Genomic DNA, 24296 nt, shown 5'->3' with positions numbered 1-24296 from the left:
TAAATTCACTTAAGTTAGGGTATGGGAAAAGCCGTAAAAACGTACACGGGCATATTATTGAATTCTCTGAACTCGAGGATGACCCTGACCTTACTCATCTCCAACGGAACGTCCGGCGCTGCTCGCTTTATCCCCCAGCCCACCGGGGTATTCAGGTCCATTGTTAAAACCAACCTTTGGTTTTTCAACATAAATTGGGACTTTGAATAAAACTGAATTTTCAATTTGTTGGCGCTCAGAATCTGACAGACAGCCCATTCGGCCATTTCAATAGTGCCAAACGTGGACATGACATCTGCTTTTCTCTTCCTTTTCAAACGTTTCTGCAATCCCGCGACATCCATTCCGACATGGAACTGCTTGGTGTGACCACCGATGCTGTTATTCGGGGCGTGCCGAAATCTCTCGCTTACCTCAACAGTCATCCTCCCCGCCCGCACCGAGGACACTCTAAACGCGTTATAGAGCGAGGCAGTAGAAAGGGGAACGGCAAATTCAGCGGCGAGCCCGACGACCTGGCCAGTAGTATGCGACGCTCCGATTACTTCAGCGGCGGTCATCCCTGCTTTAAAAGCATAGGAGTCCGTTGCTCTGCCCGTGACAATCTGCGAAGTCGCCGCTGACAATTGGTCGGACGCATGCACGCCCAAGGCGATGCATCCCACTTTGCTGATCATCGTCGGTTCTGGAACAGCACATAGAACACCTGCGCCTGCGAGTTCGATAATGCCGCCTACCAGGCGCAAGCTGCCAAGAATCCGATTGGACGTTATCTCGTAGGGCGATAACGATTCGTGTTCCAAGATGGCTGCCATTTGGGCGAGGCTGAGCGTGACGCGAAATTCGTCCTGATCGGGCAAAGCTTATTTCCTTATTTGGAACGAGTAAGTCCCGAGCTACCGAAGAGATCAACAAGCAATCACTGCATCGGTAGATGGGATTTCAAGTTTTGGTGTGGGGCTTGAAAACTAGCGCGGACTATTTTGTTAAACAACCCAACTGCAGAAATTCAGAATTTTCCTACACGGCAGAGCGCTTCGGTATTTATGAGGCTGTACTGGTCTTTCGCAAATGAAATCGCTCGCACAGGGGGTTTTACAGTACTCAAAATCGGCGGTTTACGGAGCTGGCGGCATTACGTGTCTTGCGCCAGGCTGACCCAGCCGCAACAACATTCACAGCATCAGAAATCCTGCGACGTCGGCCGCAATGCAATCTCGTTCATGCCCCCATCCGCTGGTCGTTCGCCGGCATAAGCAACCGCACGCGCCACAGAGGAGGACGGCTGGGCTGGTTTGCATCGCTGCGCCGTGGTGATCGGCAAGCCGTATCTGGCGGAGTTTATAAAGCCGTTGATGCTGGGGCGTCCGTAGCTGTGGACCGGGTTGAAGCTGGATGAGCACGACAGTGGCCGCCGAGGAGTTTTCCGTCCCCCTTTCTCTACAAAACCTCAGTTCTCAACTAGCCTTAAATTGACTGATCCAAAGCGACCCGGCCGTACGCTCAACCTCGCTGATCGGATAAAAATAACAATGAAAGATCCCTATGCATTCGGTTTCTATTGCGCCTTGTTCGCTTTAGCGGCGATGACCGGCGCCGTTTTCTACGAGTCCTACACAGGGGCCGGGGTTTCGGGTTCGGCGCGTGCATATGACGTCATCAATTCGTGTTCTGCTCTGGTCCAGGCATTGGCAGCGATTGGTCTGGTCGGCCTTGCGTTCAAGGCGTATCGCGCGTGGAAGAACGAGATCATTCACAACAAGGCGCTGGGTATCATCTGGGACGCCAATGTGGCCTTTCGCGAAATCGAGCTGAGCTTCAATGAATGGTTTTTCGGCCCCAATGCCGTGGACAAGGCCAATAGCCAGGGCGCGCGCATTACGTCGTTGCTGGCCGCAAGTCCGTTTGGTGCGAGTCTGCGCAATTTCAAGAAGCAGTGCATCCTCATCGATAAGGTGGTGATCAAGGACAACTGGCAGTGGGTCAATCATGCGACCGAGTTGGACATGCTGGCGCGAGTATTGAGCATGGATGCCTTTCGCCCGAGCACCAAAACCAAGGAGACCGCCAATATCATCGACTTTCTCTATTCTCGGGAAGGCGAAGCACTGAAACGCACCCAGGGTGAGTGGGAAATGTTGATGAAGGTAATCGAGAAAGACCTCGCGGCGCTGGAAGCCGAATACAGCGATTGACTGTCAACGATGAGCGGAAACGCGATAGAACTGTTCGCGCTCCCCTTTGGTCGAACGGCATGCCTTCCGCTGGGTGCACCTGCGGCTGATCCCCTATTCGAGGCCGCCGGTTCTCATGTTCGAACATCTCGACATCAATTATCTGCTCGTCAACTACGGCTATTGGGCCGTGTTCATCGGCTGCCTGCTGGAAGGCGAGACCATTCTGATCCTCGGCGGGCTGGCCGCTCACCAGACGACCTTGCGACTGATCGATGTGATCGCCGTGGCCACGCTGGGCGGAATGGTGGGCGACCAGATTCTGTTCTGGACCGGACGCTATTTTGGCCCACGAATACTGCCGCGCCTGCATCGTCAGCAAGCGACGATCGATCGCGTGTCCGGGCTGATCGACCGCTACCCCACGGCGTCGATCTTTTCCGTGCGCTTTCTTTATGGCATGCGCTTGGTGGGGCCGTTGGTGATCGGTGCGAGTCGCCTGTCGCCGATTCGCTTTTCCCTAGTGAACCTGCTGGGCGCTGTAGTGTGGGCCACGCTGTTCGTAATGGGCGGCTATTGGGCAGGCGAGGCACTGGAGAATTTGCTGGGGAATCTAAAGCCTTATCGTCTGCCGATTTTCATTGGAGTCTTGGTGATCGCGGTGGGTGTGGCGTTTTATCGGCATCGCAGGGCGAAGGTTCGGGCTGGACGGCCGGTCCAGAAATGACGTCGCGCAAGACGGCTCGTTAGCTAGTGCTTCCTTTCCTCCGTCCTCGCCTCTATAACGGCAACCGGGAACATGGATTCACAGGGATCGACACAATGAATACACGCATTGCCGCCTGTCTTTTACTGGGCTTGTTTGCCGCCTCTCAGGCGCAGGCTGTTGAGCCGTCGCATTTGGATACGGTCCAGCAGAAGGGCGTATTGGCCGTCTGCACGACCGGCGATTACAAGCCCTATACCTTTCTCAAGCCTGACGGACAGTATGAGGGCATCGATATCGAGCTGGCGCAGTCGCTCGCGCAGAGCTTGGGCGCGAAGGTGCAGTGGGTGCCGACGACCTGGAAAACTCTGATGACGGACTTCGCCTCAGGCAAATGCGATATCGCGGTGGGTGGAATTTCGGTGACGCTGGAGCGACAGAAGAAAGCGTTTTTCAGCGACACTCTGGACGTGGATGGAAAGGTGCCACTGGTGCGCTGCGAAGATGAGTCCAAGTACCAGAGCATTGCGCAGATCAACCAGCCTGGTGTGCGCCTGATCGAGCCTCAGGGCGGGACCAACGAAGCCTTCGCCAAAGCTTATTTGCCCAACGCTAAGCTCGAATTTCACGACAACAAAACCATCTTCCAGCAACTGCTGGACAAGAAGGCAGACGTGATGATCACCGACGCATCCGAAGCGCTGTACCAGCAGAAGCGCATGCCGGGGTTGTGCACGGTGAATCCGTCGCGCTACATGCAGTATGGCGAGAAGGCATATCTATTGCCCCGTGACGATGTGAGCTGGAAATCGTATGTGGATCAGTGGCTACATCTGTCGAAGGCCACTGGCGCCTATCACAAGGTTGTGGCGCAGTGGTTGGCGGTACCGACCGAGTAGAATCCCTTTCGCGAATCCCTGTAGCGGTCCGCCTGCCGGCGGTGGCGTCATTGAAAATCGACACCACCTTCGACCGGACTGCGTCAGGGGCTTGTGCAGTTCTCTGGCGATTCAGCATCATGCCCGCATGTTATCCCGGCGAAGGACACTGCCGCATCCATGAAGACCAGCAAGAGCATCACCCGCGCGTTCTGTGTCGAGTTGCAGCAGGAGCTGTCGATCGTTGCAGCACGGCGTGAGTATTTCTCTCAGGAGTCGCCTCGGGCGCGCTTCAGCTTTCTGTGTTCGACGGAGGCCTGTCGGGCGCAGGGCGTGAAGATCACCGGCGTGCGTTACGACGTGAAACCCCAGGACCATCCGACCTTTGTCGCGGCGCACTTCAGGGCCAATCCCAATTACGAACATCATGCCGATTGTGAGTGGGTCGATGAGGTTGACGCTGCCGAAGACACGCCTGCGGTACAGGAGACTGAATCGGAGACCGCGCTGCGCAAGGCCAAGCGCAAATTGGATGACTACATCGATGTGTTCGATCCCGCGCTCAAGGAGCGGGTGAAATCGCAGTCCACCCCAGCCGAAGCTGACAAGGCGCCGGACCAAAAGCCCACGCATGAGAAGCCGGCATCTGACGCCCCGAAAAACAAACAGCCTACGCAAACCCGTACCAACAACCTCGAACGACTGGTGGACAGCTTCCGCCAGGCTCAGGCACAGCTCACCAAGGAAGAATTCGCCCTGCTGCCGCTGCGCATTCCGGGTCAGGGCGAGGTTTCGCTGCGCTCGTACTTCCGCCACATCAAGTTCGCCCAGTTGGGGGACGAGCGTCGGGTGCTATACGGCGGCGGCCTGGTGGAACGCTATGGCACGGGGTTCAAATTCAAATTCTTCGACCGGCTGCAAGGCAAGCTGGTGACGCTGTATGTATCGCCCGCGCAAATGCAGGCCTATCGCTCCAGCCGCTACATCAGCGAACTGCTGAGCCATGCCGATGAGGTTCGGTTCTTTACCGTGTTTGCGTTAGGCACGCTCCAGGCCAGCCCTTCGGGCAAGAGCGTCAGCGTGGAGATCGAGGATTTGCGGCATCTGGCGATCGTGCTGGGACCGACAAAAACGCCAGAAAGCGTCGAACCGCTATAATCCGGACGCTTCATTCTGGGGCCGGTTTATTGGCGAACGCGTGGGATTCGACAATTCATCTACAACTGACCTCCGCATCGCCAGCCCGCCGGACCCCCAAAATATCTGCGCTGCTAAACCCTGAATACCTGCACCATGCCGTTCAGACCCACCGCCAACTGCGACAGCTCGCCACTGGCACCGGAGGTCTGGCTGGCCGCAGCGGCGGTCTGATTGGACAGGTCACGAATACTGGTCAGGCTGCGATCCACTTCGCGTGCCACTTGGGCCTGTTCTTCGGTAGCAGCGGCGATGCCGACATTTCGTTCGTTGATCTGCGTGATGGCCGCAGTGATTTCGGCTAACGCCTGCCCTGCTGCTTCTGCCACTTTCAAGCTCTCTTGAGCCCGATCGATGCTGTTGCTCATGGCCGTCACGGCCTTGCCCGCGCCGTTCTGGATCGAGCTGATCATGCGCTCGATTTCTGCCGTTGACTGCTGAGTGCGATGGGCCAGCGCCCGGACCTCGTCGGCGACGACTGCAAATCCACGTCCGGCCTCGCCTGCCCGCGCCGCTTCAATGGCCGCGTTGAGGGCCAACAGATTGGTCTGTTCGGCGATACCACGAATCACGTCCAGCACGCCGCTGATGTCCTTGACCTGCAGCGCCAAGCCATCGATTTCGGTAGCCGTGGTCCCAACGGCGCCGTGCAGTTCGGTGATCACGCTGACCGTTTCTTCCACACGACGACGTCCGTTTTCGGCTGACTGGCTTGAATCACGGGCAGCCTGAGAAGCCTGAGCGGCGTTGCGAGCCACTTCTTCAACAGCTGCGCTCATCTGATTGATCGCGGTGGCCGCCTGGTTGATCTCATCGTTCTGACGCTGAATGCCCTGCATCGCATCATTGGTGACTGCAGACATTTCCTCGGAGGTCGAGGCCAACTGATTGGACGAATCGCTTAGCTGCATGACCGTACGCCGCAGATTGTCTTGCATGATCGACAGCGCGTGAAGCAGGCGAGCGGGCTCATCGCGACCGTCAACTTGAACAGGCTGGCTGAAGTCGTTACCAGCGATGCGTTCGGCGACGCTAAGCGCTTTGGCAATCGGTACACTCAGGCTCCGGGTGAATATGCCAGCCAGGGCCAGGGTTGCCAGCAGCGCGACGACGATGGTGCCAATGTTGACATTGCGCGCCTGGACATAAGTCGCGTCGGCGACCTGCGCCGTCGCGGTGACTTTCTCATCGATCAGTTGATTCGCCTGCGCGATGACCTTGTTCAAAGCATCAGCGGCTACCGTCATCTCACCATCGGCAGACACCAGAGAGTTCACGACATCGTTGCGCTTCTGTTCGACCGCATCAAGGAAACGCGTGTGAACACCCAGATAAGTGGCCAGCGTTGCTTGCAAATCGGTATAGACCTTGCGCGCATCAGGCGTGGTCATTAGCGATTGCAGCTTGTTGGCGTTGCCCTGCAGCTCCTCACGGGCCTTATCGACTCGCTGGCGAGCCTGTTTTTCGGTGTCTGCGTCTGGCGCCGTCCGCGCCACCGAGTTCCACAGTCGGATGGTGGTCAGGTTGTTGCCGATTTCGCCGATGCGTTGAACGGTGGGCAACACGGTCGTCTCCACAACTTCCTGCGCCTGTTTCAAATCAGCGGATTGCCATAGCGAAAACACGCCTTGCACGATGACCAGCAGTGCAAAGAAGCCAAAACAGAGCAAGGCGCGGGGTGCGATATTGAGGGATCTGACGTTCATGGGGATACCTTTGAATCAGTGGACAGCATCAGGACTAAACGTTTCAGCTACTATGCTATAAACGATATCAAAATGATGTCACATCTCAAATTACCCGACGCAGGGTGTTCAGCGCTGCAGATGGACGATTGACTCACGTGACGCGGCGCGAATGGGTATTCGAGGCCCCAAGGCAGCGCTTGACAGTCATCGGCAGCACAGGCGTTTTGTAATGGGCCGATTAGACTCTCCTATGGAAAATCGTATTTGTCCTATCGATTTGAGCGACCTTTGCCAGAAACTGCGGCCAATCACCCAATAAAAAACCCCGCTGCTCTGGCGAGTAGCGGGGTTTTTCAATTGTTTGGTTCAGGTGATCAAGGAGCTGCGTATGTAACCAGCAGTTCCTTAGTTACCTGAAAATCCAGCGACATTGCCACGCTCAAGGCTGTGATAGTGAAGATGGAGAACACGAACAGCTTGCGTGCCCAAACAGTGTCATCTTTGGCTTTGTACCCCGTCCAGGCCATGTACAGCCAGTACATGCCCATGGCCGCAGCGACCGCCAGATAGTTGAGCCCGGCGTAACCACCGAACGTCAGCATCAGGGTCGCCAGCAGGAACGCCAGGATGTAGATCAGGATATGCCGCTTGGCGACCCGGATGCCGCGCTTGACCGGAAGAACCGGAATCGAGGCAGCCAGATAGTCGTTGAAGCGGAAGATCGCAATGGCGTATGAGTGAGGCATCTGCCACAGGCTGAACATGACCAGCAAGGTCAGTGCCGCCAGGTCGAAGCTGTCGCTCACCGCGACATAGCCGATAACCGGAGGCATCGCTCCTGACAGACTGCCGACCAGCGTGCCGTGAACGGATTTGCGTTTCAGGTACAGGCTGTAAAAGCCGACGTAAATCACGAAACCGATCACGGCGAACAATGCCGCCAGGGCGTTAGCCTTGAAGTACAGCAGGCCAACACCGATCACACCCAGCACCGTGGCGTAGGCCAGGGCCAGCTTCAGGGAAACCAACCCCTGAACCAGCACACGGTTCTTGGTGCGTTCCATCTTCAGGTCGATATCGCGGTCGATGCAGTTGTTGAAGACACAACCGGACGCTACGACCAGCGAAGTACCAATCATCGCGATGAGGAACAGGCCGAAATCGACATGCCCCTTGGACGCCAGAAAAAAGCCACCAGCCACCGAAAGCACGTTACCGAAAATGATCCCCGGTTTGGTGATTTGGATAAAGTGCTTCAGTGACATCAGGTTTTCCTCACTTCGCCATCATGGCGGTGTGAATGCTGAACATGATCCAGACGCTCAAGCCAACCAGCAGCACGATCACAAGAGTAGCGAAGGCAAACGCGACCACACTGTTGCGCTGCGCCGCAGAACGGTCCAGGTGCAGGAAGTACACCAGGTGAACCAGAACCTGCACGACCGCGAAAATCAGCACGACCCACAAAGTGGCCACTTTCGAGATCGTCGGGAACATCACCAGACCGAATGGAATCGCAGTCAGGATGATCGACAGTACGAAACCGATCATGTACGACTTGAAGCTGCCGTGGCTGCTATCGTCGTGGGAATGATGTGAATTAGCCATTTAGATGGTCCCCATCAGATAGACAACGGTGAACACACAAATCCAGACCACGTCCAGGAAGTGCCAGAACAGGCTGAGCATGCTCAGGCGAGTCTGGTTGGTGCCGGTCAGGCCGTTCTTGCTGACCTGATACATCAGGATCGCCATCCAGATCAGACCGCTGGTTACGTGCAGACCGTGGGTGCCTACCAGCGTGAAGAACGCCGACAGGAAGCCGCTGCGGTTAGGACCGTAGCCTTCGGAGATCAGCATGTGGAACTCATTGACCTCCATGCCGATGAAGCCCAGACCGAACAGGAAGGTGATGAACAACCAACCCAGCACACCACCCTTGTTGCCCTTGTGCATCGCCAGCATGGCGAAGCCGTAGGTGATCGAGCTGAGCAACAGGCAGGCGGTTTCGCCGAGCACGTATGGCAGTTCGAAGATGTCGTGGCCCGAAGGACCACCCGCAACGTTGTTAACCAGTACAGCGTAAATGGCGAAGATCGACGCAAACAGAATGCAGTCGGTCATCAGGTAGATCCAGAAGCCGTAGATCTTCATCTCGCCGGCGTCATGGTGACCGTGGTCATGCTCATGGTCATGACCGTGGTCGTGCCCCTTCGCGCCATCAAATACTAAGTTCGACATTGTTTATGCCTGCTCCAGCTTGTTGACAGGAGTGTTCGCCTGGGCGTCACGCACCGAGGCCAGGATCTTGTGTTGCTCGCCTTCGATACGCGCCACTTCCGAAGCAGGAACCATGTAGCCCTGATCGTCACGTGCAGCGTGGATGACGAAGTAAACGATGGTGCCAATCAGACTGACGGCCGCCAGCCAGAAGATGTGCCAGATCATCGCGAAACCGAAGAGCGTGAGCAGTGCGCCCATCACCAGACCGGTCGCCGTGTTGTTCGGCATGTGGATGTCGGAGTACTTGGCCGGAACCACGTACGCTTCACCATCACGCTTGGCAGCATAGAACGCGTCGATTTCTTCAGCCTTCGGCAGTTCTGCGAAGTTGTAGAACGGCGGTGGCGACGAAGTGGACCATTCCAGGGTATGGCCATTCCATGGGTCACCGGTCAGATCGCGGTTCTGCTCACGGTCACGGATACTCACGTAGATCTGGATGAGTTGGCATGCGATACCGATCGCGATCAACGCGGCGCCCCAGAAGGCAACGTGCAGATATGGAGTCCAGTCCGGGTTGTCAGTGGTGTTCAGACGACGGGTCATGCCCATGAAGCCCAGAGCGTACAGCGGCATGAATGCCACGTAGAAGCCCGAGATCCAGAACCAGAACGCTGCCTTGCCCCACTTCTCGTTCAGCTTGAAGCCGAACGCTTTAGGGAACCAGAACGCGAAACCTGCGATGTACCCGAATACGGCACCACCGATGATCACGTTATGGAAGTGCGCGATCACGAACAGGCTGTTGTGCAGAACGAAGTCGGCACCCGGGATGGCCAGCAGTACGCCGGTCATGCCACCGATGGAGAAGGTGATCATGAAGCCCAGGGTCCAGCATACTGGCGCGGTGAAGCGCAGACGGCCTTGATAAATCGTGAACAGCCAGTTGAATAGCTTCACACCCGTCGGGATGGAAATCAGCATCGTCGCCAGACCGAAGAAGGCGTTGACACTTGCACCCGAGCCCATGGTGAAGAAGTGGTGCAGCCAGACCATGAAGCCCAGTACCGAGATCGCGCCGGAAGCGTAGATCATCGAATGATGGCCGAACAGGCGCTTGCCGGTGAAGGTCGAGATGACTTCGGAGAAGACCCCGAACGCCGGCAGAATCAGGATGTATACCTCAGGGTGACCCCAAGCCCAGAACAGGTTCACGTACATCATCGGGTTACCACCCAACTCGTTCGTGAAGATGTGGAAGTCCAGGTAACGGTCGAGGGTCAGGAACGCCAGGGTGCCGGTCAGAATCGGGAACGAAGCCACGATCAGGACGTTGGCCCAGGTGCAGGTCCAGGTGAAGATCGGCATGTCCATCAGTTTCATGCCAGGGGTACGCATCTTCAGGACGGTAACCAGGAAGTTGACGCCCGTGAGTGTCGTACCCAGACCCGATAGCTGCAGTGCCCAGATGTAGTAGTCCACACCCACGCCCGGGCTATAGCCCAGCTCGGACAGCGGCGGATAGGCAACCCAACCGGTACGTGCGAACTCGCCGATGCCCAGGGACACGTTCACCAGCACCACACCGGAGATCAGCAGGTACAGGGATAGCGAGTTCAGGAACGGGAAGGCAACGTCGCGAGCGCCGATCTGCAGAGGCAGAACGATGTTCATCAGACCGGTGAAGAACGGCATCGCCATGAAGATGATCATGATCACACCGTGAGCGGTGAAGATCTGGTCATAGTGTTCAGGCGGCAGGTAGCCGGGCGAGCCTTCGGTGGCCAGGGCCAGCTGGGAACGCATCATGATGGCGTCGGCGAAACCACGCAGCAGCATGACCATGGCGATGACAATGTACATCACGCCGATTTTCTTGTGGTCGACCGAAGTCAGCCACTCGGTCCACAGGTAGGTCCACTTCTTGAAATAGGTGATCAGACCGAGTACCGCCGCACCGCCGATAGCGATCATGGCAATCGTGATCATGACTATCGGTTCGTGGAACGGTATCGCGTCCAGACTTAATTTACCAAACATCGTTTACTCCTCTGCCTGCGCAGCTGAATGCTTACCCATGTCCATCCCTTCCATACCGGCCACTTCTTTCTTCTCGTGGACAATCTTGCCCGGCTTCATACCTTCATACTTGTCGATGATGATTTGAAACAGGTTAGGAGTGACCGTGGAGTAGAGTTCAACGGGGTTACGTTCGCTAGGTTTGGCCAGAGCGGTGTACTCAGCCGTTGCCAGCTGTTTAGGTGAATTCTTGACTTCTGCGACCCAGGCGTCGAACCCAGCCTGATCGGTGGCAGTGGCCGTGAATTTCATGCCGGTGAAACCTGCGCCGCTGTAGTTCGCGGAGATACCGTCGAAATCGCCGTTTTCGTTGGCGATCAGGTGAAGCTTGGTCTGCATGCCGGCCATCGCGTAGATCTGGCCACCCAGTGCAGGGATGAAGAACGAGTTCATGACCGAATCAGAGGTGATGCGGAAATTGATCGGGGTGTGAGCTGGGAAGACGATTTTGTTGACGGTGGCGATACCCTGTTCCGGGTAGATGAACAGCCATTTCCAGTCAAGCGCGACCACTTCGATGGTCACAGGCTTCACGTCGGACTCAAGAGGACGATAAGGGTCCAGCGCGTGGGTGGACTTGTAGGTCACATAGCCCAGTACGATGATGATGGCCAACGGAACCAGCCATACAACCAGCTCGATCCTGGTCGAATGCGCCCAGTCTGGGGTGTAGGTCGCGCTCTTGTTCGACGCACGATACTTCCAGGCGAAGATGATGGTCATGAAGATGACCGGCACCACCACCAGCAGCATGAGCAAGGTTGCGGTGATGATCAGATCACGCTCTTGCACGCCGACATGGCCCTTGGGATCCAGCAGGGTGTAATCGCACCCGCTGAGCAGGAGCATGCTGAAAAGGGCCAAGAAGCCAAAAAACCTGGGGTACCTTTTTTTACTCATCTCACGACCTCTAAAAGCAGCTTTCGCATCGCAGTTGGGTTTCGACCGCCAACACTTCACCCTGCCAGGTGCTGGCAAATTTTTTGGATTGAACAGGGGCCTGTCAGGAAGCTTGCGGCCTCGTAACAAATCCGGGTTGAGCTGTGGTTTCTTATTCGAATGGTGGCAACCGCTTATGCGGTTCAAATCCCTTGGCGCAGACATTCGGAATCGACTCAAGAGGCCATCCAGACCGCGTCTACAAAGGCGTAAAAACGCTTTCCGACCTCGATTTACACCGACCATCACGTGATGGGGGCGTTAAGTGGGGGCGATTGTAGATACGTAAAGTTTTATTGACTATGAGTTTCTGCGCAACAGTTAATTTCCGAATCGGTAAGAATGCGCTGATATGCCGCACCCAGAAATCCCGCAAAGGCCCCAAACTTCCTGAGGAATTCGAGGCATTTTTTTGCGCAACACTTTGTAATCAACGCGCTTTCGTGCGATTCCGGATGACGCCGACCGGTACCAGAATTACGGTGAGAACGAAAGCGATCAATGCCCACTGCGCAAGCGACAGTCCGAAGACTGGCGGATATGGCGTCTCGCAGAAGCCTGCGACCTGAAAGCCAAGGGGAAACAGCGACGCGAGAGGCAACCCGTCGACGATCGGCTGCAGGACATCAATGCCGCAGCTTTCGGTGGGATGGGTCTGAATCCACACATGACGGCCCGCGGCAACGACTCCTCCGACGGCGCTGAGTGTGACCAGCACTTCACAGATGCTCAGGCTCAAACGACCCGGCATGGCCGCGCCGATGAAGGCGAAGATGGCAATGAACAACAGTGCGTAGCGTTGCAGGATGCACAAAGGGCAAGGTGCTTCGCCCAATACCACCTGCATGTACAGAGCTCCGCCGATCAACGCCAGGCAGATGATGCCCAGCAGGACCAGGAACTGCTTTTCGCGTCGCAGGTAAAAAATCTCGTCAGTCATTCACATGCCCTTTGAATTTGGTGTCCATCCAGATCCACAGATCTGCCTTGTCGCGTGCCCCGGGGGTGCCCGGCAAGCCGGCAATTCTACCATCGTTGCAGCTGCACGCCGGAGCAGAAGCTGAGCACACCTGCATTAGCCGAGCATTAACCGGGACAAGCGACAGTCCAAGAACGCCGAATCCAGATCCTTCTATATATATAGAAGCGTGCGACGCTTTGCCGCAGGGACTGATTGCCGCACCCTTCCTTTATATAGAGAAGGATGCGTCTATTTGTCGCAGCGGTCGCATCCCCGGAAAATCATTCCAGCGCCGATGCCGGACCGAAGAATTCGTAGCGAGCCTGCTTGTCCGGAACACCCGCTGCCTTCAGCTGGCGCCTGACCGCCGCCATGAAACCTTTCGGCCCAAGGAAGTAAGCATCCAAATCGCGATCCTCCGGCAGCCACTGTTCCAGACGCGTCTGATCCAGCAAGCCCAACGCATGGGCCGCAGGGCTGGCGCCATCATCTTCGCCGTACAGATAGAAATGTCTGAGCTGCGGGTGTTTGCTGGCCAGCTCTTCTACCCAGTCGCGAAAAGCGTGGACCGAGCCGTTGCGCGCGCAGTGGATGAAGTGGATCGGGCGTTTGGTTTCCAACGCCGCCTCCAGCATCGCCAGGGTCGGTGTGATGCCCACTCCGCCGCTGATCAGCACCAGCGGTTTGTCGCTATGTGTGAGCGTGAATTCCCCCGACGGCGTGAACAGGTTGATGCTGTCACCTACCTGCAGCTGATCGTGCAGGTAGTTGGACGCGCGACCGCCGGGTTCGCGCTTGACGCTGATGCGGTACTGGTTATTGCCCGCCAGCGCGGACAGCGAGTAGTTACGACGGATCTCTTCGCCGTCGAGGAACAACTGCATGCCGATGTACTGCCCAGGGGTGAACTCAAGAATTGGCTGATCATCGGCCGGGGCGAAGTAGAACGAGGTGATCTCCGCAGTTTCAGGTACCTTGGCCACGACCTTGAACTCACGGGCTCCACGCCAGCCGCCAGGTGCCTGCGCCTTTTCGTCGTAGATGTTCTCTTCCGCGTCGATGAGGATGTCAGCCAGTTGCTGGTAGGCGTTGCCCCAGGCGGAGATGACCTCATCGGTGGCAATCTCTGCGCCAAGCACTTCACTGATGGCTTCCAGCAAGCATTCGCCGACCAGTGGGTAGTGCTCCGGCAAAATCTGCAAAGCGACATGTTTGTTGATGATCTTGGCAACCAGATCGCCCAACTGCTCCAGTTGATCGATGTGGCGGGCATACATCAGCACGCCATTGGCCAGCGCGCGAGGTTGGGCGCCGCTGGCCTGGTGGGCCTGATTGAACAGCGGGCGAACCTGAGGGTATTTGCTGAGCAGTTTCTTGTAGAAGTGAGTGGTCAGCGCCTCACCACCGCTTTCCAATAGCGGGACGGTGGATTTGACGATGGCACGATCCGAAGAATTCAACATGATTGACTCCTGAGACTCGATTGAAGATGAATGCCAGGGCTATATCAGGAAGCATGCCAGAAAAAATATTCAATTTTATCAGATAGATATAAAGATATAGTCATTAGGACCATATGTCGTATGCAGTCATAACGACTACAAGAAAGTCCTTTCGACTACAGGTAATACCGCTTCTTTTGCGAGCAAGCGCGTTCATACAGGCTCAGCGTAGGATCAGGCGGTTTGCAGTGTCTGGCAAAAAGGTTAAAGCCTGCCTGCCGGGAGTCGATACATCGTTATCTACAGCTGTTCGCGCGTTCAGGCGCATTCAGACATTGCATGACAGAAGGTTCATATGTCCAAAAACGTCCGAGCAGATTCGCTCTCGCTTCTGCTGTTCACGTTACGCAGCGGAAAGTTGATGGCGATCAACCTGCTCAAGGTCAGTGAAATCATCCCCTGCCCGCCCCTCACCCGGCTGCCCGAATCGCATCCACATGTCAAAGGCGTGGCGACACTGCGCGGCAATTCGTTATCAGTCATCGATTTAAGCCGCGCCATCGGCGAACGTCCGCTGCTCGATCCGCACGGCGGTTGCCTGATTGTCACCGATGTCAGCCGCTCCAAGCAGGGGTTGCATGTGCAGGCCGTGAGCAAGATCGTCCATTGCCTGACCACCGACATCCGCCCGCCACCCTTCGGCTCGGGTAACAAGTCGTTCATCACCGGCGTCACACAGGTGGACGGCACACTGGTTCAGGTACTGGATATCGAAAAGGTCATTCACGGCATCGCGCCGGCCCAGATCCTCGCAGCACCGGCAGAGCTCAGCCCAGAAGAAATCGAGGTGCTGACCAAAGCGCGCATTCTGGTGGTCGATGACAGCCAGGTTGCGCTGCAGCAGTCGGTCATCACCCTGCGCAATCTGGGGATCGAATGTCACACCGCGCGCAGCGCAAGAGAGGCGATCGATCATCTGCTGGACTTGCAAGGCACCGCGCAGCAAATCAACGTGGTGGTGTCCGACATCGAGATGTCGGAGATGGACGGCTACGCATTCACTCGCACCCTGCGCGAGACGCCGGACTTCCAGGAGCTGTATGTGTTGCTGCACACTTCGCTGGACAGCGCCATGAACGCCGAAAAAGCCAAGGCGGCAGGCGCCAACGCTGTCCTGACCAAGTTTTCATCGCCCGAGCTGACACGATGCTTGATCGAAGCCGCACGTACGGTCGAAGCTCAGGGGATCTGAGACCCGCCCCCCACGACGCATCCACCAGCCACTACTGGCTGATGCGTCGTGACCTCGGCCAGCCCCTTCGAGCGGTGGCCTGGCCGCAGTCGTTGCGCCTGGTCGCATTCAGCGCCGAGAACGCCGGGGCTGTTCACCACGTGTTGATGCTGGGTACCGAGCTTGGCGGCGGTCGCGTTCCTGAGTACGAGACCTGGCTGCACGGTTTCAAGAACGACGCGGAGTTTGATCGGAGGTTGTGTTTGGTCGTGGAAGATCCATTGGGCGTGGTGGCAGTGGCGCAGTGCTGGACCAGTTCGTTCATCCGCAATCTGGTGGTTCATCCTCGGGCGCAAGGCCGTGGGGTGGGCCTTGCGCTGCTGCGTCAGGTATTCAAGGCCTTCGCCGAGCGTCACGAGGGATATGTCGATCTGAAGGTCATGGAAAGCAATCTGACAGCTCGCCGCCTGTATGAACGCGCCGGAATGCAGTACGTGCAGCGCTGCGAACTAGAACCTCGGTGAGCCAGTCAAAGTCGCTGTCATTCTGTTGATAAAGACACCGATGGAGACTCGCATGAAAAGGACCACCCTACTGCTGCTCGCCGCCGTTGCCGGGCAGGCCAGTGCCTCGAGCCCGGACGCCTGGAAGGCATTCGACAAGACGCTGGTCGACAGTTGCGTCGCTGCCAGCTCCTTGAAGAACGCCAGGCCTGCCGGGGCCTCGGCGATGTTCGATGACAGCGTGGGCTACAACGCGTTGTTGATCAGAGGGGAGTACAAACAGACGTTCATGAAGAACAAGACCGGCACCGAGTTGTGCCTGTACGACCGCAAGAACAAGAAAGCGCTGATCACCGAGTGGGATAACGTCACGACGTTACCGAAGAAATAACCCCGTTTACTCGCCGACCGCCCCGCGCGCCCCTTCAACCCCCTTTCGTGATGACAAATCGCCAATGCGGGGTTATGGTTTTTCCCCCTGGTCCGGCGGCGCCTCTTCTCTGATGAATACACAATTTTCGTGCGTCGGCTGCGGCAAATGCTGCACCGATCATCACGTCCCGCTGACACTTGCAGAAGCCGCGCAGTGGGCGGCCGACGGCGGTTCGGTGATTGTGTTGACCGAAGCGTTTCTGGCTGACGGTTATGGCGTGCCACCTGAGCAGATCATTCACGCCACTCGCCGTTCTCACCCGGTAAGCAGCGGTTCGGCGCAGGCGATGGTGGCGATCACGTTCGCCGCTTACAACGCCGGGCGCTGTCGCAATCTCGATGCCGATAACCTTTGCCGTATCTATGATCGCCGACCGCTGGTATGCCGCATCTATCCCATGGAGATCAATCCACACATTCCACTGCGTCCCCAAGCCAAGGACTGCCCGCCCGAGGCCTGGAGCCAAGGGCCGGACATGATCGTCGGCGGTCAGCTGGTGGATCGGCAATTGCTGGCGCTGATCGAACAATCCCGACAGGCCGATCGTGATGACATCGCGCGCAAACACGCCATCTGCATGGCCCTGGGCATCAAAACCACAGCCCTCAAGGGCAACGGTTTCGTTGCCTGGCTGCCCGATATGAACGCATTCGCTGCCGCCGTTTCCCGTTTCACTACCCAGGCTCCAGTGCCCGTCCACGATGGCGAGTGGAGCTTTCGCGTCATCGGCGATGTCGCGACTCAGGCGCTGCGGCAGGCAGGCGCGCGATTGGAGACGACCGAGTCGGTGAGCTATATGTTCATCCCGCTGCAAAGCGCGTGAGACTTCTCGAGCCTTCCCGGAGATGGAGTAGGTTCCAAGGCAACATCTTGTACGGCTTGCCGGGGGCGTCCTTGAGATCGCTATCGCTGGCAAGCCGTGCTGCCACAGGAATTCGCGCCGACACAGCAATTTGTGCGGCGGCCGAGGCATTTGGCAGTGATATTCGACTATCGGGCGAAGCCGATCAGCGTTTGCCCATCGAACGACGAGTACCCGAGGGAGCGGCGCCGGGGCGTTTGTCGTGGTTCGACTTGCCCGATCCCTTGTAGTAGGACCGATCCTTCTTCGCCTGCATCAACTCTCCCGGTTTGAACGGAAAACTGAAGGGCGCAATCAGCGGTTTCTTGTCGCCGGCCTCGGTACTGACGTGCGCCGATTCGGCGACCGGGTCGGGAGCTTGCGTATGTTCGGGGGCGGTCATGAAAGCTCCGTGTCGAGAAACGGTCGATGGGTGAGCAGGCTGGGCCCGCAAGCCGCGCAGCATACCTGAATCCCCATGCAACCGCCTGTAGCAACCGAGCAACGGCCTACTTGTAGAACAGATCCACCAGCACCTCAGCTGAAAACGGTCCGGGCACCGGCGTGTTGGTCTGCCACACCAGTTCGGCATTGAAATCGGCGGTGGCGGAATAGGTGTCGTCCGGCAAATCGATCACGTGAAACGGCTCATTGAAACGAATCGGTCGATGCGCCGGCGCATGGGTGATGCGGATACCGATACTGTCATTGCCCACGGGCACCAGCACGTCGCCGGACAACATCCCGGACACCGGGGTAAACCGTGCGTTGAGGCTGAACGGTGAGTCGCAGATGCGACTGGTGGCAAGGGCGAATCGCTGGAATGTCGCCACTTCGCCCACGCGAACATTCATGATCGGCACGCTGCCGAACTCGACCGTTTCCGGCAACACTCGCATCTCGGCATTACAGGCAACGAACCGCAGGCCGGCCAGGTTGTTGATAACGTAGTTGAGGTTGTTGTCCGGCAGCGGGTTCATGCCGTTCGCGCTGTCGACTTGAAACATCCGATAGTCGAGCAAATCGCTGGCCACACCCGATGGCGGTGTAGGGCCGAATTTCTCGATGAACACGGAAAACGGCAAGTTGAAGGCGACCTTTGGGCAGGCTGGAATGTTGCCAGCGCCCTCAGTGCAGGCCGGAAGCACCTGTTGCGTGGGAATCCGCCCGTTGCTTTGCACGTAATCGACGCCATTGAGCGTAAGCCCGGCACGAATTCCCTCACCAATCTGCTGGTTTTCAGGGTTCAGATACAACACCACATCTTCCGCAGGCCCGGACTGCTCTCGCGAACACTCAATGGCGAGATGATGCCGCTCCGAACGCCAGACCGCGCTACCGTCCGGCAATGTCGCGGGGATGGCCACGGTGCTGCTCAGGTCCGCGCGAATCACTGCCTCGCCCGAACCCTGAGTCTTGCAGGTCATGGCCATCGCGGAGGCAGACACCAGCATGACCAGAAGAAACGTCGGACACCAGCGTGAGAAAAACAAGGTCGTCATGGTCAGCATTTCCTTATGGATGATTGAGCGCCGGACGGACGCAAGCGGGCATTGAATGGCGTGCCAGCCTGAAATGGCGCGCAAAAGTCGCGTAGGCCGCCGTAATCTGTCAGTGCCTTGAAGCTCAGGTTTCCATCCTTGACGCCCTGGGCTAGCGTTTCCGGTATCCGCAGCGAGTGCGCGGAAAACGGTTCGAGCATCAGGTCTTCAGCGATCTCGATCTCGTTGATGGCAAGTTGATGCAGCGACACATGGAAGGGGCTCGGATTACGTACCTTGACCATGGCGTGATCCGGGGCGTCCATTTGCCAGGCGAGACTCTGCGCAGCTTCAGCCGGATCGCCAGCCAACCCGGCCGGGCGATAGAACACGTTGATGCGCTGGCGCACGGCGATGTTCAGCTGCTGCCTGGCCTGACTGCGGCGCGGTACTTCCAGCACATACAAATGCAGCAGCGACTCTCGATCTGCGGGCATGCCAACGCCTTGATAAAGCACGCGCAATGTCTGCCTGCCTTGAGCCGGTAACTGCGCTAGAGGCGGAGTGAGCACGAACGGCAAATCGTCCGACGCTGCCTGATCACCTCGGGCATCCTTGAGCCAGGACTGAATCAACACCGGCGCGTTGCCGGGATTACCGACATCGATCGTCGCCTCACTAAATCGACCATCGAATACCAGTCGCGTCCCGGCCAACGACACCACCGCTCGAGCATCGCTGCAAAAAAGCGCGGCCACCACCAATACCACTGTCGTCCACTTCATAGGCAGACCACCTTGACCCGGTCGTAGGTACGTTGCGGATCTCGGGAAGGCAAATCGAAATGCGCACGGCACTTTTGATCGGACCATTTCACCACCAACTCGCCGCTGTCCTGCTCACTCAAGACCAGGGCGCGACTGGTGGGATCGACGGCAGCCAGCAGCTTGCCATGCTCATCCTCGACCACGGCGCCCAAGGGCAAACGGCTGCCATCGTCGAGAACCAGCTCGAACTGCACGCGTCGCCCGACCTGCGCCTTGAAATTGACCACCGGTACGGCGCCGCGACGCGGGATGACTTGAGTCACGGCGTTTTCCAGTTCGATGTCGGCGCCCAGTTGGCGGGTATCGAGGCTGATCCAATTGGCGCGATAAGGCTGGGCGTAAGGAACAACGGCGTAGCCGTTGCTGGCCGTTTCGATGTTGCTGTAATTGCTCAGACGGGCACCAGGGACACCCTTGACCTGCACCAGCGTGAAGGTTTCACCCAACGGCTGTCCGAAATTCACACCCCCGGCGTGAGCGACCACCGACCCCGTGGCCCCGACACTCAAGGCGCGGTAGTCACGGCCCTGACCGTATCCGGCATCGAAGCGCCCGAACGGCGTCGTCGTGTTGATCTTGCCGAAACCGCTGGCCCCCGAGCGGCTGTCGCGTCCGGCCTGCAGGGAATAGAAAGTGTTACGGTCCTCGAAGACCTGCCCATTCAGGCCGCCCTGCATGTTGGAATCGCCCGTGCTGTCGCGCACGGCATTGAAAAATGCACGCGACGAAGACGGGCTGTCGCCCAGCGGCAGGCTCAACGTGAGCGCGATGCGGTTGTCCGACTGGCTACGGCCGTCACGCTGGAAGGTCTGATTGCGCTCCACAGAAATGCCATAGCTGAGGCTGCGCCAAGCGGCATTCCATGACAGATACAACTGTCGAGTCTTGCCTGTCGAATCCCAGTATCGCTGCTCGGAACCGGTAAGGCTCAGCGACGCTGACTGCTCGGCCAGTGCCTGCGTCAGGTTGAACTCGACGCGATCCTTGGCCCTTCCGATGACGCGCCCAATAGCGGTTCCATCATGCGCCTGCAGTTGTTCGACATGCTCATCGAAGGTGCGGTACTGATCGGTGGAGTATCGATAACCGGCCACCGCCAGCGTGGTGTTGGTCAAATCCAGCGTATTGGCGTAACGCAGGCGCAGGCTTTGCCCGGAGTAGGATTGGCGCTGCTGGCGGCTGATGGATTGGGTCAGGTCCAGCGAGACTGCGCCCAACCCGGTATTGACTCCCGCGCCGACGTTCCCTGCCTGGAAATCCTCGGCCACTTGAGCGCCACCGAAGGCGGTCAGCTGCTCCGTCAGGCCGTAAATCAGCGTCGTGCTGGTAAATGCCGGCGACGCTCCGGACTCATCATGGCTGTCGTAATGGCCAGCAGCGAGGCTGTAACGTAAAGCCCCCTTGGGCACCATGATCGGCAACGACGCGTAGGCCTGAACGAACACCCGTCTGCGCCCGTCGGCCTCGATCACGGTGATTTCCAGATCGCCATTGGAACCACTGGGATAGATGTCGGAAATCTCGAAGGGCCCCGGCGAAACGTTGCCGCTGTAAAGCATGAAACCGCCCTGCCGCACCTCCACCGTCGCGTTGGTCTCGGCGATACCACGAATGACCGGCGCATAGACCCGCTCGCTGTCGGGCAGCATGCCGTCATCCGACGCCAGCATCGCGCCGATGAAACGCACGCTGTCGAATACCTGCGAATCGGTAAAGGTTTCACCCAGGGTCAACTGGCTTTTGAGTGCAGTGATGTCGCGCTGGAGAAAGGTCCGGTTGCTACGAAAACGATACGGCTGAGCGTCGCCATAGACCAGCGAGGACTCATTGCGCAGCCGCCATGCGCCCAGGTTCAGTCCATTGCGCAGGCCGAGATAGTACTGATCCCGGGTCTGATCGGCTCGGGTACGGCGCACACCGCTGAAGCTGTAATTGACGAACGCGGCCGCTTCGCCCTCGTCCCACAGCTCAGGCGCCACGTAGCCACGGGCGCTGCGCGACATCATCGCCTGGGGGATGCTGATATTCAGCCGCAGGCTGGTGGGCTGGTACTCGACGTGGGCGAATTCGACCTTCGCCGGCAAATCGAAACACTGACTTTGCGCAGTATCGGTGCTGGCCAGGCCTGCGGTATTCATCCCGAATTGCCCCAGCATTTCCAGGGTAAGGCACGCTTCGGTCGCACCGCTGGCCGGGTTCGCGACAAAGGTAATGTCACGCCGCCCGCTCAGTGCGCGGTTGACGTAGATGTCGATGCGATAAGTGCCCGGCACCACGCTGTTACCTTGGAGAAAGTTTTCCAGATCCGCTGGCTGGTCCGTGCCCTGAATGAAAGCAGTGTTGAATTTCACCCCGGCCGATGGCGAAATCGGATTGCCCTGTCGCTGCTGCCGTCGGTCATTGCCATTGCGCTGGAGCCGACCACCCATGCGGCGGTGGCGACGATACAGATGGAAAGCGGGTGACGCCCTGACGTGACGTGCGGTCTCGATGCGGACCTGCGGCTCCACGGCAGGACGGTTTCCGAAATACATCCCTTGATGTTCTTGTCTCGCCGTTCCATTAGCTAATTTCACTCGTGCTCTGAGTGTCGATGCGCTGCAGAATCCTTTCTCACACGCGTGCGACGCAGAAGCCGGACACACATCCGGCTCAAAAAATAGGTCAACGAAAAATCCCGACCAGCGCGTCGGGTGCTAGTCAGGGCGTGAATCGGCCTTGCTGGCCTGAGTCGCTCGCTCGCCAGAAACCGTCACCCGATAGGGCTCCTGAGCACCGAAATCATTGATGCTGATGAACGCCAGATCCACAGGCCCGCGTTGCGTCAGCGGCTTCAACGGCAACTGCAACCGAGCTTTCGGCGCAAGCATTCGGCTGTCCTCCTGAAGAACCACCTTTCCCTGATGCGTGGCGCCAAGCTTGATCATCGAGACGTGATAGGGCCCGGGATTAGTGACCTCAAGCCGCCCATCGCGCAGCTGCCATTGCAGCGATTGCGCCGCCTTCAGCGGATCTTCAGCCAGCCCCTGTGGCCGGTAGAACAACTTGATGCGTTGCCGGATAGCGATCTGCAGTTCGTTCTCGCGGGCGCTCTGGGGGATCTCTTGAACATTGAGCCAGAGCACCGACTCGCGGTCGTTCGGCAGGCCTTCGCCGGAGTAGATGATTCTGATCAGTTGCTTGGCATTGCCGGCCATTCGCGCCAACGAGGGGGTGATGGCAAACAGCGGACTGTTCAACGACGGGTTCTCGCTGTCGGCCTCAAGCCAGGACTGCGCCAGGATTTCGCCGGTCCCGGTGTTGTGCACCTGCAGGCTGACCTCCTTGTCGGTCGCCGGATAGATGACTCGCGTGGTGTTCAGCACGATGCCGGCCTGTGCCTGGGCGGCGAGTATCGTTGCCAGTCCCGCGCACAACCCGCGCGCGAAGCACCGAAGAGGGAGAAAAAACATGATGGGAGCGTCTCGAAATCGGAGGGTGGCGGGACGAGCGGTGCTCACCCCGCCTGTTGCTTCACTGATAGTCCATCACAAACGGCAGGAAGCCATCCGCGTTGCCCGGGTTGGTGGCTGCAGTGTTCAACACATACACCGCGCCGAAGTTGAGTTCAGCGGTCGCGCCACCGGCTCCATCCTGAACCAGCGGGGCGGGGATAGTTTCATTACCGCTCAGATCCATCAGCTGGTACGAAGAATTCAACAGGCCGATGCCCACGCCGTCGGCCGCGCCAGTGGTGCGCAAAAGTCGCTGATCCAGGTTATCCAGGCCGCTGCCCTGACGAGCGACGAAGCGCATGTTCACCGTGTTGTACTGTGCAGCGCCGCCGGTGCAGTTGACCAGCAGCTGAATTGGCGATGCGGTTTCCAGCTTGTTATCGGCGAAGGTGCCGATTTCGACGAATGATACGTTGCCCAGATCAACGTTGATCTCGCCCGGGTTATTGCCTGCGCTCGCACCGGTGCCGGCACCGACGTCGCATGTGATATCGGTCAGGGTGCCGTTGAACACCAATCTGCCATTGTTCGCAGCGTTGGCAGTGCCCGCGACGCTGAGCCCCATTGCGGCCACGATAGCCAGAGAAAGAGAAATCTTTTTCATGTTAACGACGTTCCTTGTGTCATTTCGTGTGTGCCCCAGAGGACGATGAGAACTATAAGCGGGCGGCTCAGGACCGGATGTCAGGCTATCTACCTTGAACTTGCAGAAATGACAGTGGCGCTTGCCAGATCTTTCTGTAGGACGTTACAGACCAAAGCTGCAGCCCTCGAAAGGCGTGGCTTTGCCGGGGGTCACGAAAAAAAAGGTTTGGCCGATCTTTACTGCGACCTTGTAAGGCGTCGGCAATCGACAGGCACAAAAAAAACCGCCCGGGCCGAAATCGGCCGAGGCGGTTATTGCGCTCGGGCAGTGCGAACGTCGGCGTTATTGGTAGGTCAGGGTCACGATGCCGCTGTGTGCGCCAATGGCGACTGATGTGCGCTCAACATAAGCCATCGACACCGGCACCGCGGCGCCCTCGCATGCGTCATCATGGGCAACCAGGCCCAGGGTAAGGCTGGCATTCACTTTCAGGGATTTGAGTCCGTGCAACTGCGACGGGCCAGTGAGCACCCTGGCTTCGCATCCAGCGTTGACGAGCTGTCCGTGGAACATGAGGGCACTTTCCTTTGCCGAGGCTGCTGAAGCTACTGGT

The 24296-nt window shown here is 57.9% G+C and carries 24 protein-coding genes and 1 pseudogene; 8 read left to right on the top strand and 17 right to left on the bottom strand.

Translation table 11 applies throughout. From position 1 onward, the window contains the following. Positions 1-14 precede the first annotated feature (14 nt). Positions 15-860: an RNase A-like domain-containing protein gene (locus ACRER8_RS01675; protein WP_431744625.1), complete on the bottom strand. Its 846-nt coding sequence runs from the start codon at positions 858-860 to the stop codon at positions 15-17. Between the two features lie 323 nt (positions 861-1183). Then, positions 1184-1285, bottom strand: a pseudogene (locus ACRER8_RS01670) (oxidoreductase); the annotation flags it as partial. A gap of 247 nt (positions 1286-1532) precedes the next feature. Here ACRER8_RS01670 and ACRER8_RS01665 point away from each other — a divergent pair. The 4 genes from ACRER8_RS01665 (at position 1533) to ACRER8_RS01650 (ending at position 4916) form a co-directional block, all read left to right on the top strand. Continuing rightward, entirely contained in the window at positions 1533-2195 is a 663-nt protein-coding gene (locus tag ACRER8_RS01665; RefSeq protein WP_431744624.1) for a hypothetical protein, read from the top strand. A 115-nt stretch (positions 2196-2310) separates the two neighbouring features. Further along, entirely contained in the window at positions 2311-2901 is a 591-nt protein-coding gene (locus tag ACRER8_RS01660) for a DedA family protein (protein WP_431744623.1), read from the top strand. 86 nt (positions 2902-2987) lie between these two features. Further along, a complete protein-coding gene (locus ACRER8_RS01655; protein ID WP_431744656.1) occupies positions 2988-3779 on the top strand; it encodes a transporter substrate-binding domain-containing protein in 792 nt (263 codons plus the stop codon). 159 nt (positions 3780-3938) lie between these two features. Beyond that, the gene (locus ACRER8_RS01650) at positions 3939-4916 is read left to right on the top strand and encodes an ATPase (protein ID WP_431744622.1); all 978 of its coding nucleotides are present in this window, start codon (positions 3939-3941) and stop codon (positions 4914-4916) included. Positions 4917-5029: 113 nt separating this feature from the next. On the opposite strand, the gene ACRER8_RS01645 is transcribed toward ACRER8_RS01650, so the two are convergent. The 8 genes from ACRER8_RS01645 to hmpA all read right to left on the bottom strand — a co-directional run bounded on the left by ACRER8_RS01645 (position 5030) and on the right by hmpA (position 14308). Next, on the bottom strand, positions 5030-6661 hold the full coding sequence (locus ACRER8_RS01645) for a methyl-accepting chemotaxis protein (protein ID WP_431744621.1): 1632 nt from the start codon (positions 6659-6661) through the stop codon (positions 5030-5032). Between the two features lie 356 nt (positions 6662-7017). Further along, complete coding sequence (gene cyoE, locus ACRER8_RS01640; protein WP_431744620.1) at positions 7018-7908, bottom strand: heme o synthase; 891 nt, start codon at positions 7906-7908, stop codon at positions 7018-7020. Positions 7909-7918: 10 nt separating this feature from the next. Beyond that, a complete protein-coding gene (gene cyoD, locus ACRER8_RS01635; RefSeq protein ID WP_431744619.1) occupies positions 7919-8251 on the bottom strand; it encodes a cytochrome o ubiquinol oxidase subunit IV in 333 nt (110 codons plus the stop codon). Continuing rightward, positions 8252-8884, bottom strand: a complete 633-nt coding sequence (locus ACRER8_RS01630; RefSeq protein WP_431744618.1) for a cytochrome o ubiquinol oxidase subunit III — start codon at positions 8882-8884, stop codon at positions 8252-8254. A 3-nt stretch (positions 8885-8887) separates the two neighbouring features. Further along, positions 8888-10906 (bottom strand): cytochrome o ubiquinol oxidase subunit I, encoded by a 2019-nt coding sequence (gene cyoB, locus ACRER8_RS01625; protein WP_431744617.1) that lies wholly within the window; start codon positions 10904-10906, stop codon positions 8888-8890. Between the two features lie 3 nt (positions 10907-10909). Continuing rightward, positions 10910-11845 (bottom strand): ubiquinol oxidase subunit II, encoded by a 936-nt coding sequence (gene cyoA / locus ACRER8_RS01620; RefSeq protein WP_431744616.1) that lies wholly within the window; start codon positions 11843-11845, stop codon positions 10910-10912. 469 nt (positions 11846-12314) lie between these two features. After that, a complete protein-coding gene (locus tag ACRER8_RS01615) occupies positions 12315-12824 on the bottom strand; it encodes a disulfide bond formation protein B (protein ID WP_431744615.1) in 510 nt (169 codons plus the stop codon). 302 nt (positions 12825-13126) lie between these two features. Then, positions 13127-14308, bottom strand: a complete 1182-nt coding sequence (hmpA, locus tag ACRER8_RS01610) for an NO-inducible flavohemoprotein (RefSeq protein ID WP_431744614.1) — start codon at positions 14306-14308, stop codon at positions 13127-13129. Between the two features lie 334 nt (positions 14309-14642). On the opposite strand from hmpA, the gene ACRER8_RS01605 reads away from it, so the two are divergent. From ACRER8_RS01605 to ACRER8_RS01590, 4 genes are all read left to right on the top strand, one after another. Further along, complete coding sequence (locus tag ACRER8_RS01605; RefSeq protein WP_431744613.1) at positions 14643-15539, top strand: chemotaxis protein CheV; 897 nt, start codon at positions 14643-14645, stop codon at positions 15537-15539. Between the two features lie 41 nt (positions 15540-15580). Further along, positions 15581-16042, top strand: coding sequence for a GNAT family N-acetyltransferase (locus ACRER8_RS01600; protein ID WP_431744655.1), 462 nt, complete (start codon positions 15581-15583; stop codon positions 16040-16042). Between the two features lie 52 nt (positions 16043-16094). After that, positions 16095-16412, top strand: coding sequence for a hypothetical protein (locus ACRER8_RS01595; protein ID WP_431744612.1), 318 nt, complete (start codon positions 16095-16097; stop codon positions 16410-16412). A gap of 112 nt (positions 16413-16524) precedes the next feature. After that, positions 16525-17277, top strand: coding sequence for a YkgJ family cysteine cluster protein (locus ACRER8_RS01590; RefSeq protein WP_431744611.1), 753 nt, complete (start codon positions 16525-16527; stop codon positions 17275-17277). 184 nt (positions 17278-17461) lie between these two features. Here the strand turns inward: ACRER8_RS01590 and ACRER8_RS01585 are convergent, their stop codons facing one another. The 7 genes from ACRER8_RS01585 to ACRER8_RS01555 form a co-directional block, all read right to left on the bottom strand. Further along, positions 17462-17698, bottom strand: coding sequence for a hypothetical protein (locus tag ACRER8_RS01585; RefSeq protein WP_431744610.1), 237 nt, complete (start codon positions 17696-17698; stop codon positions 17462-17464). A 106-nt stretch (positions 17699-17804) separates the two neighbouring features. After that, complete coding sequence (locus ACRER8_RS01580) at positions 17805-18797, bottom strand: fimbrial protein (RefSeq protein WP_431744609.1); 993 nt, start codon at positions 18795-18797, stop codon at positions 17805-17807. Positions 18798-18799: 2 nt separating this feature from the next. Continuing rightward, positions 18800-19561: a fimbrial biogenesis chaperone gene (locus ACRER8_RS01575; protein WP_431744608.1), complete on the bottom strand. Its 762-nt coding sequence runs from the start codon at positions 19559-19561 to the stop codon at positions 18800-18802. Then, positions 19558-22137, bottom strand: a complete 2580-nt coding sequence (locus ACRER8_RS01570; RefSeq protein WP_431744607.1) for a fimbria/pilus outer membrane usher protein — start codon at positions 22135-22137, stop codon at positions 19558-19560. The genes ACRER8_RS01575 and ACRER8_RS01570 overlap by 4 nt, the downstream gene beginning before the upstream one ends. Positions 22138-22299: 162 nt before the next feature. Beyond that, positions 22300-23055 carry a fimbrial biogenesis chaperone gene (locus ACRER8_RS01565; RefSeq protein ID WP_431744606.1) on the bottom strand — a complete coding sequence of 252 codons (756 nt, stop codon included), beginning with the start codon at positions 23053-23055 and terminating at the stop codon, positions 22300-22302. 61 nt (positions 23056-23116) lie between these two features. Further along, a complete protein-coding gene (locus ACRER8_RS01560; RefSeq protein WP_431744605.1) occupies positions 23117-23701 on the bottom strand; it encodes a fimbrial protein in 585 nt (194 codons plus the stop codon). A 324-nt stretch (positions 23702-24025) separates the two neighbouring features. Then, positions 24026-24256, bottom strand: a complete 231-nt coding sequence (locus tag ACRER8_RS01555) for a hypothetical protein (RefSeq protein ID WP_431744604.1) — start codon at positions 24254-24256, stop codon at positions 24026-24028. Positions 24257-24296: the final 40 nt, after the last annotated feature.

This window comes from Pseudomonas sp. (genome assembly GCF_050739935.1).
Lineage (GTDB): Bacteria > Pseudomonadota > Gammaproteobacteria > Pseudomonadales > Pseudomonadaceae > Aquipseudomonas.
This window is presented reverse-complemented; position numbering and strand designations above follow the sequence as displayed.